Origin of the sequence: [Pseudopropionibacterium] massiliense, from assembly GCF_900607225.1 — a bacterium.
Classification (GTDB): Bacteria; Actinomycetota; Actinomycetes; order Propionibacteriales; family Propionibacteriaceae; genus Arachnia; species Arachnia massiliensis.
Genome location: NZ_LR027842.1, coordinates 2,541,949 through 2,555,834 on the forward strand (window position 1 = coordinate 2,541,949; position 13,886 = coordinate 2,555,834).

Annotated in this window: 11 protein-coding genes; 5 read left to right on the plus strand and 6 right to left on the minus strand. The window is 68.4% G+C overall.

Annotation, left to right across the window (positions count from 1 at the left end):
• Positions 1 to 3 precede the first annotated feature (3 nt).
• Both E0E39_RS11330 and E0E39_RS11335 read right to left on the minus strand, forming a co-directional pair.
• Positions 4 to 1,989, minus strand: coding sequence for an alpha/beta fold hydrolase (locus E0E39_RS11330; protein WP_130874834.1), 1,986 nt, complete (start codon positions 1,987 to 1,989; stop codon positions 4 to 6).
• Positions 1,986 to 2,819 (minus strand): alpha/beta hydrolase, encoded by an 834-nt coding sequence (locus E0E39_RS11335; protein ID WP_165444756.1) that lies wholly within the window; start codon positions 2,817 to 2,819, stop codon positions 1,986 to 1,988. The genes E0E39_RS11330 and E0E39_RS11335 overlap by 4 nt, the downstream gene beginning before the upstream one ends.
• A gap of 153 nt (positions 2,820 to 2,972) precedes the next feature.
• Here E0E39_RS11335 and E0E39_RS11340 point away from each other — a divergent pair, with 153 nt between their 5' ends.
• Positions 2,973 to 3,161: a hypothetical protein gene (locus tag E0E39_RS11340; protein WP_130874836.1), complete on the plus strand. Its 189-nt coding sequence runs from the start codon at positions 2,973 to 2,975 to the stop codon at positions 3,159 to 3,161.
• 93 nt (positions 3,162 to 3,254) lie between these two features.
• A complete protein-coding gene (locus E0E39_RS11345) occupies positions 3,255 to 4,538 on the plus strand; it encodes a glycoside hydrolase family 3 N-terminal domain-containing protein (protein WP_130874837.1) in 1,284 nt (427 codons plus the stop codon).
• Here E0E39_RS11345 and E0E39_RS11350 read toward each other — a convergent pair.
• The 3 genes from E0E39_RS11350 to E0E39_RS11360 all read right to left on the minus strand — a co-directional run bounded on the left by E0E39_RS11350 (position 4,521) and on the right by E0E39_RS11360 (position 7,735).
• Positions 4,521 to 4,898: an MGMT family protein gene (locus E0E39_RS11350; protein WP_130874838.1), complete on the minus strand. Its 378-nt coding sequence runs from the start codon at positions 4,896 to 4,898 to the stop codon at positions 4,521 to 4,523. The genes E0E39_RS11345 and E0E39_RS11350 overlap by 18 nt on opposite strands.
• A gap of 20 nt (positions 4,899 to 4,918) precedes the next feature.
• The gene (rocD, locus tag E0E39_RS11355; RefSeq protein WP_165444757.1) at positions 4,919 to 6,142 is read right to left on the minus strand and encodes an ornithine--oxo-acid transaminase; all 1,224 of its coding nucleotides are present in this window, start codon (positions 6,140 to 6,142) and stop codon (positions 4,919 to 4,921) included.
• Positions 6,143 to 6,352: 210 nt separating this feature from the next.
• Positions 6,353 to 7,735 (minus strand): amino acid permease, encoded by a 1,383-nt coding sequence (locus E0E39_RS11360; RefSeq protein ID WP_130874840.1) that lies wholly within the window; start codon positions 7,733 to 7,735, stop codon positions 6,353 to 6,355.
• Positions 7,736 to 7,922: 187 nt separating this feature from the next.
• Between E0E39_RS11360 and E0E39_RS11365 the strand changes: the two genes are divergently transcribed.
• Both E0E39_RS11365 and E0E39_RS11370 read left to right on the plus strand, forming a co-directional pair.
• On the plus strand, positions 7,923 to 9,059 hold the full coding sequence (locus E0E39_RS11365) for a VanZ family protein (protein ID WP_165444758.1): 1,137 nt from the start codon (positions 7,923 to 7,925) through the stop codon (positions 9,057 to 9,059).
• Positions 9,060 to 9,350: 291 nt separating this feature from the next.
• Positions 9,351 to 10,703, plus strand: a complete 1,353-nt coding sequence (locus E0E39_RS11370) for an outer membrane protein assembly factor BamB family protein (RefSeq protein WP_165444759.1) — start codon at positions 9,351 to 9,353, stop codon at positions 10,701 to 10,703.
• A 108-nt stretch (positions 10,704 to 10,811) separates the two neighbouring features.
• Here E0E39_RS11370 and E0E39_RS11375 read toward each other — a convergent pair whose 3' ends face one another.
• Positions 10,812 to 11,858: an alcohol dehydrogenase catalytic domain-containing protein gene (locus E0E39_RS11375; protein ID WP_207302480.1), complete on the minus strand. Its 1,047-nt coding sequence runs from the start codon at positions 11,856 to 11,858 to the stop codon at positions 10,812 to 10,814.
• Between the two features lie 155 nt (positions 11,859 to 12,013).
• Here E0E39_RS11375 and E0E39_RS11380 point away from each other — a divergent pair, with 155 nt between their 5' ends.
• Entirely contained in the window at positions 12,014 to 13,714 is a 1,701-nt protein-coding gene (locus tag E0E39_RS11380; protein WP_130874843.1) for a dihydroxyacetone kinase family protein, read from the plus strand.
• Positions 13,715 to 13,886: the final 172 nt, after the last annotated feature.

Sequence of the window (13,886 nt, forward strand, 5' to 3'; positions counted from 1 at the left end):
GGATCAGAGCAGCTCGGGCCGGGTGAAACCGGCCTTGCCGATGCCCGCCTCGATGAAGGAGAGCACGGTCTCGTACCAGAGCTCGGCGTGCTGCGGGGACAGGATCCAGTGGTTCTCGTCGGGGAAGTACAGGAACCTGTGCGGGAAGTCCTCCGGTTTCCCCGCCCAGCCCGCGGCCAGTTCCCGCCACAGGGCCAGGCCCTCGCCGATCGGCACCCGGTAGTCCCTGTCGCCGTGGATCACCAGCATCGGGGTGACGATGTCGGCTGCGGCGTTGTGTGGCGAGTACCGCTCCCGCATCCCGGGCGACATCTCGCGTTCCCAGTACCAGGCGGCGTCGGTGGTGTCGCCGAAGGTGTCCAGGTTCCACAGGCTGGCGTGGGTGACGATGGCCCGGAACCGGTCCGTGTGTCCCGCCACCCAGTTGGCCATGTAGCCGCCGAACGACCCGCCCATGGCGACGGTGCGGTCCCGGTCGATGTCGTCCCGGGCGACGACGTGGTCGGTCAGGGCCATCAGGTCGGTGAACGGTTCCGCGCCCCAGCGTCCCCAGCCGCGCTGGATGTGGTCCTGGCCGTATCCCGTGGACAGCGCCGGATCGGGCAGCAGCACCGCCCAGCCCCGGCTGACCAGAAGCCACGGGCACCAGCGCCAGCTCCACGAGTTCCAGGAACTCAACGGGCCGCCGTGGATCCACAGCGCCAACGGCGCGGGACCGTCACCGGGAGGCAGCAGCAGGTAACCGGGCACGCGCGCCCCGTCGGCGGCGGTGGTCTCGATGCGCTCCAGCCTGCCGGGCAGCTCCGGGTGGTCGACGGGCACCGGAAGTTTGGTGGTCTCCCCGGTGGCGGTGTCGATGGCGACGACGCTGCCCGGATCCTGGTAGGACGACCGCACCGCGTACAGTCTCCGGCCATCCTCGGTGATCCGCACCGAGGTGAAGGCACCCTCACCGGTGAGGCGGCGCACCTTCCCGGAGGCCACTTCGATGGCGAAGATCGGGGCGTCGCCGTCCTCGTCGGCCACGGCGTAGAGCGTCCCGGCATCAGGGCTGAAGGCCACCGGCGTACCCCAGCGATCCCAGGCGGGGGCCAGTTCCCTGCCCTCGCCATCCTCCCCGACCAGCCACAGGCGCTGCACCGGGGCGGTTTCCGGAGTGGAGCAGATGATGCGCACGCACGCGATCAACCGGCCGTCGCGGGAGATCACAGGACCGGTGAACTCGTCGGCGTCGTCGGAGGCGACCATCCGGCGTTGCCCCGTCGTCACGTCGATGACCGCCACAGACAGGGCCACCTCCGCAACTCCCCGCGGCGAGGCCCAGCCTGCGGCGAGTTTCTGGCCGTCGGCGCTCAGCGACAGCGTCGTCTCCTCCAGGGCGCGGCCCACGTCCCCGGTCAGCGGTTCACAGCCACCGTCGAGGTCCAGGACGGCGAGCCTGTCCGCTACGGGCCCCAGGTCGTGGTCCCAGTACCGGACCGGGTAGCTGTCGTGGAGGATGGCGGTCACCTTGCGTTCGCGGCGAGCCTTGCGTTTGGCGGCGTCAGCCTCGTCGTCCGCGACGCCGATGTGGGCCGGGGTGCGGGCGATCACCGTGCGGGAACCGGTCGCGGCGACGACCCCGCTGAACCCACCGGAGCGACGCGCCACCGGGCGGGCCTCACCGCCCTCGGCGGGCAGCAACCAGACCACGCCGTCGTCCTCGTCCGGTTTCACCTCGCCGGTGCCGGGCACGGGTCGTTTCGAGCCGAACAGGAAATCCCCGTCCGCGGTGAAGGCGCCGAAACTCTCGCCCTCCTCCGAACGGGTCAGGCGCCGCGCGGGTCGCTGGCCCTCGGGGTCGAGCTCCCACCACGACGACCGGTAGCCGGTGCGTTCCCGGTTCCGGTGGGCGACGGACACCAGCACCCGTCCCTGCGGGGAGATCGCCAGCGACCCCAGCCTCGGTAGGTTGGTGTAGTCGCCCAGATCACTCCATGCGTTGGTCATTTTTCCTCTCCAATCTTGCGCAGCCAGTTGGCTGCCAGGTCCACCCAGGAAGCAACGTTGACCGGCAGCGATTCCCGGTCTGCGCTGCACAGCTCGTCGGCGGTCGACAGGCCGTGACAGCCCCACTGGAAGTGGTGGTATTCGAACGGCACCCCGGCCTCGGCCAGCGCGGTGACGAAACGCAGCGACTGCGAGGGCGGCACCACCTCGTCCTGACCGGTGGTCCACACGAAGGCGGGCGGGGTCTCCCCGGTCACCGCCGAGATGCAGTCCACGCGGGCCGCGGTGCGCAGGATCTCCTCGTCACCGTCCACCCAGTCGGCGTTGAACGCCCCGTAGCAGATCACGAGCGCGTCGGGTCGCGAACCGTGACGCAACAGATCACCCCGGCCGGTGGCCTCGTACTCGGCGCGTTCGGCCGCCACCAGGTCGTCGCGGTTCCAGTGGGTGCCCAGCAGCGCGGCGACGTGCCCGCCCGCCGAGAATCCCAGGAGGTTCACCCGCCCTGGGTCGACACCCACCTCGCCGGCATGGGCGCGTATCCACCGCACGGCCTGCGCCGCGTCGACGGCGGGATTGGGGTAGGCGGCGTGTTCCCGCAGCGAGTAACGCAGCACGAAGACGTTGAACCCGCGGCGCAGGAAGGCGACCGCCACCGGATCGGACTCCCGCTGCGACAGCATCATGTATCCCCCGCCCGGGGCGATGATCACCGCGGGCCGGGGATGCTCCAGCGGGGTCGGTTGTTCCTCGGCGGAGGGGGCGTCGAAGAGGACCGCCTCCAGGGTGGCGGATCTCTCCTGGTTCAGATCAACGGTGAAATGACGCATGCGCATCATCGTAGGACCCGGGAAATCTGGCCATGGCATCCGCTGGTTCTTCCAACGCACCTCATTGATCACCGCCTCCAACCCTCTTAACATGGAAGGGGCTCGACACGTCAGAAATCACGTGACACCCATCTCGACGCGCAGGAGGTCGCAATGGTGCTTCAGGGCAGGACATGGATACTTCTCCCGCTCTTCGCGGCCATCGTGCTTTCCTGTCTGATGCTGATCCCCGAGCTGCACGCACACAAAACCCTCATCGCCGTGCTGCTGTTCCTGTCCCTCGTATCGGCTCTCGTCAGTGCGGTACGTGCCGGGAAGGACCATCCGGATCCCACACCATGATTCCTGTTCGCAGCCGGCTCCGCGAGACGGCCGCGAGCCGCTGAATGACTACCATCCCACCCAGACGCCGGGCTGGACCATGGAGGAGCGAGGATGGAGGCAGTGATGGCAGATGCGGCACACAGGACACGCGCAAGGAACACGAAGAAGCAGATCCTTGGGCGGCGTGCTCCGTTGCAACGGATCGCCGCGGCAGCGGCCTGCGCATCGATCCTGATCGGCTGTTCAGCGGAATCCGCGGCGACCTCCCCGGCTTCGCAGGTCACAACGGAGACCTCGGACGCAGCCGCATCGGAGGCGCCGCCCGAATCGTCGCCGTCCGCCTCACCGACCCCGGCCACCGTGAGGTGCCGCGCGAAGGCGGATTCCCTGACCACCGAACAGCAGGCCGGGCAGTTGTTCATGATCGGGGTGGGCACCTCCGGGCTGGACGACAAAACCCGTAGTGCCATCGAGTCGGGGTCCGTCGGATCCGTGGTGCTGCTCGGCAGCAGCAGCGAGGGTGCTGCCCGGATCAGCGCGATCACCTCCGAACTGGGAACGATGCAGTCCGCCGGAATGCCGCTCCTGGTCGCCGTCGATCAGGAGGGCGGTCAGGTGCAGCGCCTCAAGGGACCGGGATTCAGCGACATCCCGAACGCCGTCGAGCAGGGTTCGCTGGCGGACGGGCAGTTGCGAGCCCGAGCACAGGCATGGGGTGCGGAACTGGCAGCTGCGGGTGTCCACTACGACCTCGCACCGGTTGCCGACGTGGTGCCGAAGCACAAGCAGAGCAGCAACGCCCCGATCGGGAAGATGAACCGCAACTTCGGCAACGACGTCACCGCTGTGAGCAGGTCGGTGGTGGAGTTCACCCAGGGCATGCAGGACGCCGGGGTCGTGACCTCTCTGAAACACTTTCCCGGGCTGGGTGAGGTGACGGTCAACACCGACCACGGCGTGGCCAAGGACGGCGACACCACCGCCGGAGGCGAATCCCTGGAACCGTTCCGCAGGGGTATCGAGGCCGGGGCCGGCTCGGTGATGATCTCGTCGGCGATCTTCACCCGGATCGACCCGGACCAAGAGGGGGTTTTCAGCAGGAAGATCGTCACCGACATGCTGCGCGGCGACCTCGGCTTCCAGGGAGTGGCCATCAGCGACGACCTGGGCGCGGCGGTCGCCGTGGACAACGTCAAACCCGGCGACCGGGCGGTCCGGTTCTTCGCGGCGGGCGGGGATCTGCTCATCAACGCCGACCCGTCGCTGATGGACGAGATGCTGAAGGCCACCATCGCATGGGCGGCCGAGAACCCGGGCAACGCCGACCGGCTGGCCGAATCCGCCGGCCGGGTGCTGGCGCTGAAGGAGTCGGCGGGACTACTGAACTGCGGATGAGGGCAGGTCCCGGGCGGGGCTCCCCCACTCGGCGAGCCGGGCCTCGTGGTCCGTGGCGAGCCGGGGCAGGTCGGCCCGGGCCCGCGACATCACGCACCGCCCGTCAACCGCCGGGGTCCCCTCCTCGGCCCAGCGCCGGGACGCCTCCGCCACGAGGTGCCCGGGCAGGCGTCCCGAGGCGTTGACCACCCGCCACCACGGCACCCCCGGCCCGGCGGAGGCCATGATGGCCCCCACCCACCGGGCTGATGTGCCCACCAGCTCCGCAAGGTCACCGTAGCTGACCACCCGTCCGGTGGGTATGCACTCCACGGCACACAGCACCCGTTCGACGGTCAGTTCGGCGGCTGCATCCGGCATCGACCGGGTCGTTTCCCGTTTCAGGCGTGCCGCGCGAGGCGCTGCTCCAGCACGGCCCGGAACTCGCGCACGATGAGGTCGATCTCGTCCTCGGTGATCACCAGCGGGGGCGCGAACCGGAGGGTCTGGCCGTGGGTGTCCTTCACGAGAATGCCGTGATCCAGGAGATCCAGGCTCACGTCCTTGGCGGTGCCGATCGCGGGGTCGATGTCGACGCCAGCCCACAGCCCAGCACCCCGAACCGCGGTCACACCGTGGCCGACGAGGGCCTCGAGCCCGGCGTGCAGGCGCTCGCCCAGCCCGGTGGAGCGGCGCTGGTACTCGCCGGTGGCCAGCGCGTCACAGACGGCCGCCCCGATGGCGCACGCGAGGGGGTTGCCGCCGAAGGTGGAGCCGTGCTGGCCCGGTTGCAGCAGCCCGAGGATCTCGCGGTCGGCGATCACCGCTGACAGCGGCACGATGCCCGCGCCCAGCGCCTTGCCGACGGTGATGATGTCGGGGTCGATGTCCTCGGCCTGGAACCGGAACGTGGTTCCGGTGCGGCCCATGCCGGTCTGCACCTCGTCGCAGATCAGCAGGACGTTGTTCCTGCGGGTGAGTTCCCGCACCTCGCGGAGGTATCCCGCAGGCGGGACGATGATGCCGGCCTCGCCCTGGATGGGTTCCAGCAGCACGGCGACGGTTTCGGGGGTGATGGCCTGCCGCAGGGATTCGACGTCGCCGAAGTTGGCGAGCAGGAATCCGGGGCTGTAGGGGCCGAAGTCGGCGCGCACGGTCTCGTCGTCGCTGAAGCTGATGATCGTTGTGGTGCGGCCGTGGAAGTTGCCGTGCATGGCGATGATCTCGCCGCGGTCCTGCGGCAGCCCCTTGACCTGGTGACCCCACTTGCGGGCCACCTTGATGGCGGTCTCGACGGCCTCGGCGCCGGTGTTCATCGGCAGGACCATGTCCTTGCCCGCGAGGCGGGCCAGTTTCTGGGCGAACGGGCCGAGCCAGTCGGAGTGCGCGGCGCGGCTGGTGAGGGTGAGCCGGTCCAGTTGCCGTTTCGCGACATCGATGAAGATGGGGTTGCCGTGCCCGAAGTTGAGGGCCGAGTAGGCGGCGAGGCAGTCCAGGTAGCGGCGACCGTCCACATCCGTCAGCCACGCACCCGACGCTTCGGTGACGACGACGGGCAGCGGCGAGTAGTTGTGTGCCGCGTAGGTGTCGACGAGTTCGATGGCGGTGCGAGTGTTCTCGCTCATGGTGTGTTGGGTCACAACAGTGCCTTCCGGGATTGGTTGCCGGGCATGGGTGACGTCCCGGCCGGGTTGTTCTGCTCGAAGCGCATCGGGGCGCTGAGCATCGTGCGAGTCGTTCGAGGACGAAACGCTACCACCAAAGAGGTCAGGCATCTTCGGGGCCGGGGCACCAGGGCCGCTGCTCGGCATCCCCCCAGGGCCCGCGGATCTTCTTCACATCCCGTTGCCCGCGGCTGGTTCGCTCTCCGGGCCGGAAACACCCGCGCGTTTGGCGAGCCAGCCACCGACCGCCGCGAGCAGGGCCGTCAGCGCGAAGGTGCTGGAGAGCTGCACCGCGATCTCGGGCACCGTGAACCCGAGCGCGACCACCGCGGCCACCGCGACCAGCGTCGCCCAGGACAGGGCGACCGGAAAACCCTTGGGCGAGGGATTGCCGTCGCGGGCGGCGCGACGGCGCAGCGCCAGGTGCGAGGCGATGATCCCCAGCCAGATGACGATCATGGTCGAGCCGACCATGTTCAGCAGGAAACTCAGCACCTCCTCGGCCCAGAAGTAGTTCAGCGCCGCCGCGACGAACCCGAGGAACGAGGTGGCCAGCACGGCTGCCACGGGCACGCCACGAGCGTTCGTGCCGCGCATCACTGCGGGCCCCATGCGTCGCTCGGCGAGCGAGAAGATCATGCGCGACCCGCCGTAGAGATTCGCGTTGAGCGAGGACAGCAGCGCGACGACGACCACGGTCCCGATCATCGCCGCGACGGCGGGCAGTCCCGCCGCGTTCAGGACCGCGACGAAGGGCGCGTCCTTGAGGGAGGGGTCGTTCCAGGGCAGGGCCAGGAGCATGATCGTCACAGCACCCATGTAGAAGATGAGAATGCGCCACAGGATCGTGTTGACGGCCTTCCTGATGCTGCGTTCCGGGTCGGCGGTCTCGGCGGCGGCCACCGCGACTATCTCCACGCCCCCGAAGGCGAAGATCACGACCAGCAGCGCCGATGCGACTCCCTTGATTCCGTGGGGCATGAAGTCGCTTCCCAGCAGGTTCCCCCACCCGGGTGAGGCGGCGGGGGTGAACCCCAGCAGGAAAGCCGCCCCGAGCACCAGGAAAACCACCACGAAGGTGATCTTGATCAGCGAGAACCAGAACTCGAATTCACCGAAGCTCCCCACCTTGACCAGGTTGATTCCCGTGAAGACCACCATGATGATCAGCGCGAAACCCCACTGCGGGAAACCGGGGATGAGTGTGCTCAGATAGCGTGCCGCCGCGGTTGCCTCGGTTGCCACCACCAGTCCCATCTCGATCCACCACAGCCAGCCGATCGCGAATCCGGCGGCGGGTCCGAGGGCCTTGTCCGCGTAGTAGGAGAACGCCCCCGGGTTCGGGTCGTCCGCCACCATCTCGCCGAGCATGCGCATCACGGCAAGGACGATTGCCCCGGAGATGACATAGGACAGCAGCACCGCGGGTCCCGCCGTCGCTATACCCGCGCCGGAGCCCACGAACAGCCCGGCTCCGATGGCGGAGCCGAGACTCATCATCACGAGGTGACGGGGTTTCATCGCGACCTTCAGGTCGCCTGCCGGAGAGGACATCGGGGCTTCCTCCTACATCTTCTGCGTCGCCTTCATGAGTCGCGTGAACAACGCGGCTCACTATGTCACATCCGGGACGCCGGACGGTCGGCCTCATCTGCGGTGAGACCTGACCGCGTCACGAGACCCCGGTCCGGCATTTCCCCCAAGCGGTATCCTCCGTTCGGCCGTCACAACTGGAGGAACCTTGCAGGACTGGGTGAACAATGGTCTGCTCGCCGCAATCATCGGAGCCGTGGCGTTCGCGGCGCTGTTCCTGCCAGGCTTGGTCTGGCAGTACCGCCGCTTCGGTCGGTTGAGTTTCGCCCGTCTGCTCGGGCTCGCGGCAGTGTGTCTCTACGCCGCCGCGCTGCTCACCTACACCCTCCTGCCGCTGCCGGAGCGTTCCGTCGAGTGGTGCCAGCTCCACGCCCGCGGGATGAACCTGCGGCCGTTCGCTTTCATCGACGACATCCGGGAGGCCGCGCCGGGGCGTTCGCTGCGGGGGCTGTTGACCAGCTTCGCGGTGTTGCAGGTGGCCTTCAACGTGGTGCTGTTCGTACCGTTCGGGGTCATCCTGCGCCGCTACTTCAACCGCTCCGTTCTCGTCACGACCCTCCTGGGGGCGGCCACCAGCCTCCTCATTGAACTGACCCAGCTCACCGGTTTGTGGTTCATCTATCCCTGCGCCTTCCGGGCCGCCGATGTGGATGACCTCATGACCAACACCCTCGGCACCATCCTGGGAGCGGTCCTGGCCCCGGTGTTGCTGTGGTGGATGCCGCGCGCCCACCAGCTGGTGCAGGACAGGCTGACGCCGCGCCCGGTGACGATGTGGCGACGCTGGATAGGCATGCTGATCGACGCCATTCTCATGGCCCTGGTGGCCGGAACCACCGCGGTGGGCCTCCGCGTGGCGACGTTGCTGTTCCTGGGGGACGTTTCTGAGGAGTGGACCCTATTGATCGCTCCCGCGGCCATTGTGCTGGCGACCATCGCGGTGTTCGTGTGGCCCGCCTGGAATCATCTCGCCGCCTCCGTCGGGCAGACCGTGGTGTGGCTCACCCCGAAGTGGCGCAATGCGGACGGCACCCTGCACGACGGTTCCCGTCTCCGCAGGGTTGTCAGGTCGCTGGTGGTACCCGCATCGTGGTTGATCCCGATGTTCCTGGCCCCCTTCGGCACATCCTCGCCCTTCATCTGGTTGCTGCCCCTGGTGGTGCCGCTGTCCCTGGTCATGGTTCCGTTCACCCGCACCCACCGCAGCCTGTCCGGCTGGTTGACCGGCGCGCAGATGGTCGACATCCGGGCGGAAGAAACCGACAAGGCCCTCCCCGTCCACTGAACGTCCCTGCCGGGGCGTTTCACCCGGTTGCGCAGCGCTCAATGCCCAAAAACCGTCCGAAACAGCCCGAAACGGCGTTGAGTGCTGCGTAACCGGGTTCTTGCTCGCCCATCCGGTCCTCAGCTGTCATCCGAACCGGCGAGCGACGTGCGGGCCGGATACCATGAGGCGCGAAACAGGTTGTGAACAGAGCAATTGATGCTTCACCAAAGATTCGTTGAAGCTTCAAAACACCCCCGTGGATCCAGAGAGCCCACAGCAGCCCATCCGTCAAACCGAAGAGGAGCCAGCATGAAAGCGGTCACCCACTCCCCCAACGCCGCGGCGAGACCCGCCTCTAGGTGGCGACTTCGCGGGGCCGCCGCCCTGATGGGTGCCGTCCTGCTGACCACGTCCTGCTGGGGCACAGGATCCGAGACACCGTCGTCGGCCCCCACGATCCCATCATCGCCCGAGTCCTCTCCGCCGCCGACTCCCCCGGCCCGGCTCACAACCGCCTGGGAGGTCACGGTTACCGGATCCGGTCCCCTCATCGGGGCCCACGAGGGCCTGGTGGTCGCTCCGGACCTCGCCACGGGCGGCAGCAAACTGAGAATGCTCAACTGGGCCGACGGATCCGAGGTGTGGTCGGTCGACATCTCCGGCGACCTCGCCGGTTTCGACATACTCAGGAAGGTACCCGATACGCCGCCCGGGCAGGTGGCGTTGTGGGCCAAAGCTTCCCGGCGGAGATCCCTCTTCGTCTACAGCACCGCCGATGGCAGCCTCATCGGCCGGCTCGACGAGAAACCCGAGCGCTACCTGGCCATGGCCGCATCGGGCGCGATCTACGAGATGGACACGTCCAACGAGGGTACGGTCCGAATCAGCCGCGCATCTTCCGTCAAGGAGGCACACACCAAGCAGTGGTCCTTCGACCTGCCTGAGGAGGACCGGGAATGGTTCTGGGTGAGGGAACACGACGGCGTGACCGATTTCTGCGTCGACGGACAGGCCGGCCCCGTCCACGAGTACGCCTGCTATCTGAGCGTTCACACCGACGACGGCAGCCCAGTGGTGAAGGACGGGGTGCGGTACCGCTCGGCCTGGGTGGGCAACGTCTTGGCAGGCCGGAAGAACGATGGGCCGTTGAAGGGTTTCGACCAGCAGGGTAAGAAGCTGTGGACGGTCGAGGTCGAGGACGGCTACCCGTTGGGCTGGGGAGACGACCTCATATACGTCACGGAGGGCACGCATCAAAGCTTCGTGGGTCTGGACCCGGCGACGGGGAAAGAGCTCTGGCGCAGGGACAGGGACGGAGGTCCCTGGCTCACTCCGGTCTTCGACAGGACCCCCTCCCCTCAGGACGGCCCCCTGAGCGTCATGGTTCTGGACCCCTCCATACAGACGGGGGTGTTGGACTCCAAGACCGGGCAGGTCGACCTCGTGGACCATCAGATCACCGAAATCCGCGAGGTTTTCCCACCCATCGGGGGTGCCCTGCTGATCTCGACGGGCACTAGCGATGTCTCTGCCTGGTTTGTCCTGTATCCCGGGAAACCGGGCACCCTGTGGGATGACGTCCTGAAGAACTACGACACCTACGACACGCTCGACGGCCGCTTCGTGGCCTCCAAGGGAGACCGGATCGCCCTGCTCGCGTGACGGCGTGGCGGCCCCGGCTGTCCGCGTCCTCGCGCCGGCTCCGGGGCCTGTTCACAGCCGGGGCGTCAGTTGATGCCCTGCCCGGGATCTCCGGTGGGTCGCGGGGTCTCACCCCGCCGCGGGCATGACCGCGACCTTGAGTCCGTCGCGTCGCGCCACCGCAGTGACGGCGGCTTCCAGTTCGGCGAGCGGGAACCGGTGGGTGACGAGCCTCCCCACGTCGAGGGCCCCGCTGGACAGCAGCTCCACGGCCCGTCTCACGTCCGCCCGCCTGGCGTTGGATCCACCCGTGACGGCGAGTTCGCGGTAATGGATGAGGTTCGGATCGATGCTGGCGGTCTTCCCCTTCGGGAAACCCGCGAAGTAGTTGACGCGACCGCCGATCGCAGCCAGTTCGAGGGCCTGGTTCGCCAAGGTGAGATCACCCACGGCGACGATGACAACGTCGGCTCCCCTGCCGTTTGTGCGTTCGCGCACCTCGGCCGTCAGGGCCTCCCCGGTGAGGGCGACAGCGCAGGTCGCGCCGAAGTCCGTCGCGGCGGCAAGCCTGCCCTCCCGGCCGGCCGCCAGGATCGTCGTCGCGCCGGCCAGTTTCGCCAAGGCGATGTGGAGCAGGCCGATCGGCCCGGTTCCCAGCACCACCACGCTCTCCCCCGGCGCCACGGCCACCTGCCCCGCCCCGTTGAGGCAGCACGAGACGGGCTCGGCCAGGGCCAGCGTGGTTGCGGGGATCTCCTTCTCCAGCACCACGAGGTTGCCGTGGTCCATCGCGATCCTGGGCACGAGGAGGTATTCGGCCAGCCCGCCGTCGAGTTCGTAGCCGAACAGCACGAGGTTCTCGCACAGCTGTTCCCGGCCCGACAGGCAGGCCCGGCACCGCTGGCAGCTCACCACGATCGAGCAGGTCACCTGCGCCCCGACGGGCACACCGTCGACGCCCCGGCCCACGGCCGCGACACGTCCCGCGAACTCGTGGCCGAGGATCACCCCCGGCCGGACCCCGGCCGTCTTGGCCCCGGAGATGATCCGCAGGTCCGTGCCGCAGATGGTGTTGGCCTCGATCCTCACGAGCACCTCGCCCGGCCCGGGTTCGGGGACGGGCACCTGCTTCAGCCTCAACTTGCCGACCTCCTCCAGCACAGCCGCTCGCATCATGGGGCAAGCCTAGGGGTCAGGGGCCCCGCAACAGGGGTTTACGCGGGGTTAAACTGGGCTCGGGTTCGCCGAGAACCCGTGTTGGTTGGGCCGACTCGCGAGCACCAGCGAACGTGTCGGGCCGAAACCTCTGGCCAGCAATCGAAAGGCACGCAGTGACGCGACTGACAAACGATCCCGCTGATTTTCCCGCCGAGGCCCTCAAAGGTTTCATCGCGGCCAACAAACGCTACGTGAAACCCGTCTACGGGGGCGTGGCGCGTTCCACCTTCACTCCTGCCGGGAAGGTCGCGGTCGTGTATGGCGGTGGTTCCGGGCACTACCCGGCCTTCGCGGGCTGGGTTGGCCACGGGTTCGCTGACGGCGCGGTGTGCGGCAACATCTTCAGTTCCCCCTCGGCCGCCCAGGCCTATTCGGTGCTGAAGGCGGTTCATCGCGGGGCCGGGGTGTTGATGGGGTTCGGCAACTACGCCGGCGACGTGCTGCACTTCGGGCAGGCCATTGAACGGCTTCGCGCCGAGGGCATCGAGGCCGACACCTTGGTGGTCACCGACGACATCGCCTCTGGGGATGCCGCCGAGCCGGAGAAGCGGCGGGGAATCGCAGGGGATTTCCCGGTCTTCAAGATCACGAGCGCGGCGGCCGAGGCCGGGCTCGGGTTCGACGAGGTCAAGCGGGTGTTCGCCCGGGCCAACGCGGCCACCCGCAGTTTCGGGGTTGCCTTCGCCGGCTGCACACTGCCCGGCGCGAAGGGACCGTTGTTCACCGTACCCGCGGGTCGCATGGGGATCGGGCTCGGCATCCACGGTGAACCGGGGGTCGCCGAGGCCGGCCTGGGCAGCGCCGACGACGTGGCCCGCACTCTCGTCGATGGCTTGTTGGCGGATCGTCCCGCAGGAGCCGGGAACCGGGTGGTGGCCATCGTCAACGGACTCGGATCAAGCAAGTACGAGGAACTGTTCGTGGTGACGGCCTGCGTCGTGGCCCGGCTGGAGGCCGCCGGGCTCGAATGCGCCGACGTCGAGGCCGGCGAGTTCGTCACCTCCCTGGACATGGCGGGGGTGTCGTTGACCCTGGTGTGGGTGGACGACGAGCTGCTCGGCTACTGGGATGCGCCGTGCGATGCCCCGGCGTACCGGAAGGGATCGGTGGGTTCGGTCGAGCGCGACGACGCCGCACTCAGCCAGGCCGCCGCCCCCGTGGAGGTGACCACCCCGGGCAGTACCGCATCCCGGGAGGCGGCCGAGGTCGCGGCCGGTTTGCTCGACGATGTCGCCGAGATGCTGGCTCGGGCGCAGGAAGAGCTGGGGGCGCTGGATTCGGTGGCGGGGGACGGCGATCACGGGATCGGCATGGCCAACGGGTCGAAGGCGGCGGCCGGGGCGGCACACGCCGCCGTATCGGCCGGCGGGGGACTCAGGACGACGCTGACCGCCGCCGGGGATGCCTGGTCCAACCGGGCCGGCGGCACTTCCGGGGCGCTGTGGGGCGCGTTGCTCACGGCGTTGGGCAGCGCGCTGGGTGACGAGAAAACCCCTAGCAGCGACGATATCGCTGCAGCACTCCAGGCCGCCCTGTCCGCCGTGCAGCGCCTGGGCGGGGCCGAGGTGGGCGACAAAACCCTCGTCGACGCGCTCTCCCCGTTCGTCGCGGCATTCGTGGCCACCGACGGCGACCTGGCCGCGAAGTCCGCGGCCGCCGTCGTCGCAGCCGAGGCCGGGACCGAATCCACCCGGGCACTGGTCGCCCGGCTGGGCAGGGCCCGCCCGCTGGGTGAGAAATCCGTCGGCACCCCCGATCCCGGTGCGGTGTCACTGACGAAGGTGGTGGCCCTCCTGAACAGTCGGCTGAATTAGAGATTGAGCCCGAGGCCTGCCAGTCCGCAAAGCTTCCCTGAAGCTGGTTGAGCCGGACCGCGACGAAGGAGCGGTCCGTGTCGAAACCACCCGGCAGCCGCACAACAGAGCCCGTTGTAATTCCCCGGACGTGACCGCCGAGGGTTCGAGGTGGTCTGCTCGCTGAGCGAGC

What these genes read in the sequence shown, in the direction of transcription:
- E0E39_RS11330 (WP_130874834.1), bottom strand. Translation starts at nt 1,989, where the DNA reads ATGACCAACGCATGGAGTGATCTGGGCGACTACACCAACCTACCGAGG.
- E0E39_RS11335 (WP_165444756.1), bottom strand. Translation starts at nt 2,819, where the DNA reads ATGCGTCATTTCACCGTTGATCTGAACCAGGAGAGATCCGCCACCCTG.
- E0E39_RS11340 (WP_130874836.1), top strand. Translation starts at nt 2,973, where the DNA reads ATGGTGCTTCAGGGCAGGACATGGATACTTCTCCCGCTCTTCGCGGCC.
- E0E39_RS11345 (WP_130874837.1), top strand. Translation starts at nt 3,255, where the DNA reads ATGGAGGCAGTGATGGCAGATGCGGCACACAGGACACGCGCAAGGAAC.
- E0E39_RS11350 (WP_130874838.1), bottom strand. Translation starts at nt 4,898, where the DNA reads ATGCCGGATGCAGCCGCCGAACTGACCGTCGAACGGGTGCTGTGTGCC.
- rocD (WP_165444757.1), bottom strand. Translation starts at nt 6,142, where the DNA reads ATGAGCGAGAACACTCGCACCGCCATCGAACTCGTCGACACCTACGCG.
- E0E39_RS11360 (WP_130874840.1), bottom strand. Translation starts at nt 7,735, where the DNA reads ATGTCCTCTCCGGCAGGCGACCTGAAGGTCGCGATGAAACCCCGTCAC.
- E0E39_RS11370 (WP_165444759.1), top strand. Translation starts at nt 9,351, where the DNA reads ATGAAAGCGGTCACCCACTCCCCCAACGCCGCGGCGAGACCCGCCTCT.
- E0E39_RS11375 (WP_207302480.1), bottom strand. Translation starts at nt 11,858, where the DNA reads ATGATGCGAGCGGCTGTGCTGGAGGAGGTCGGCAAGTTGAGGCTGAAG.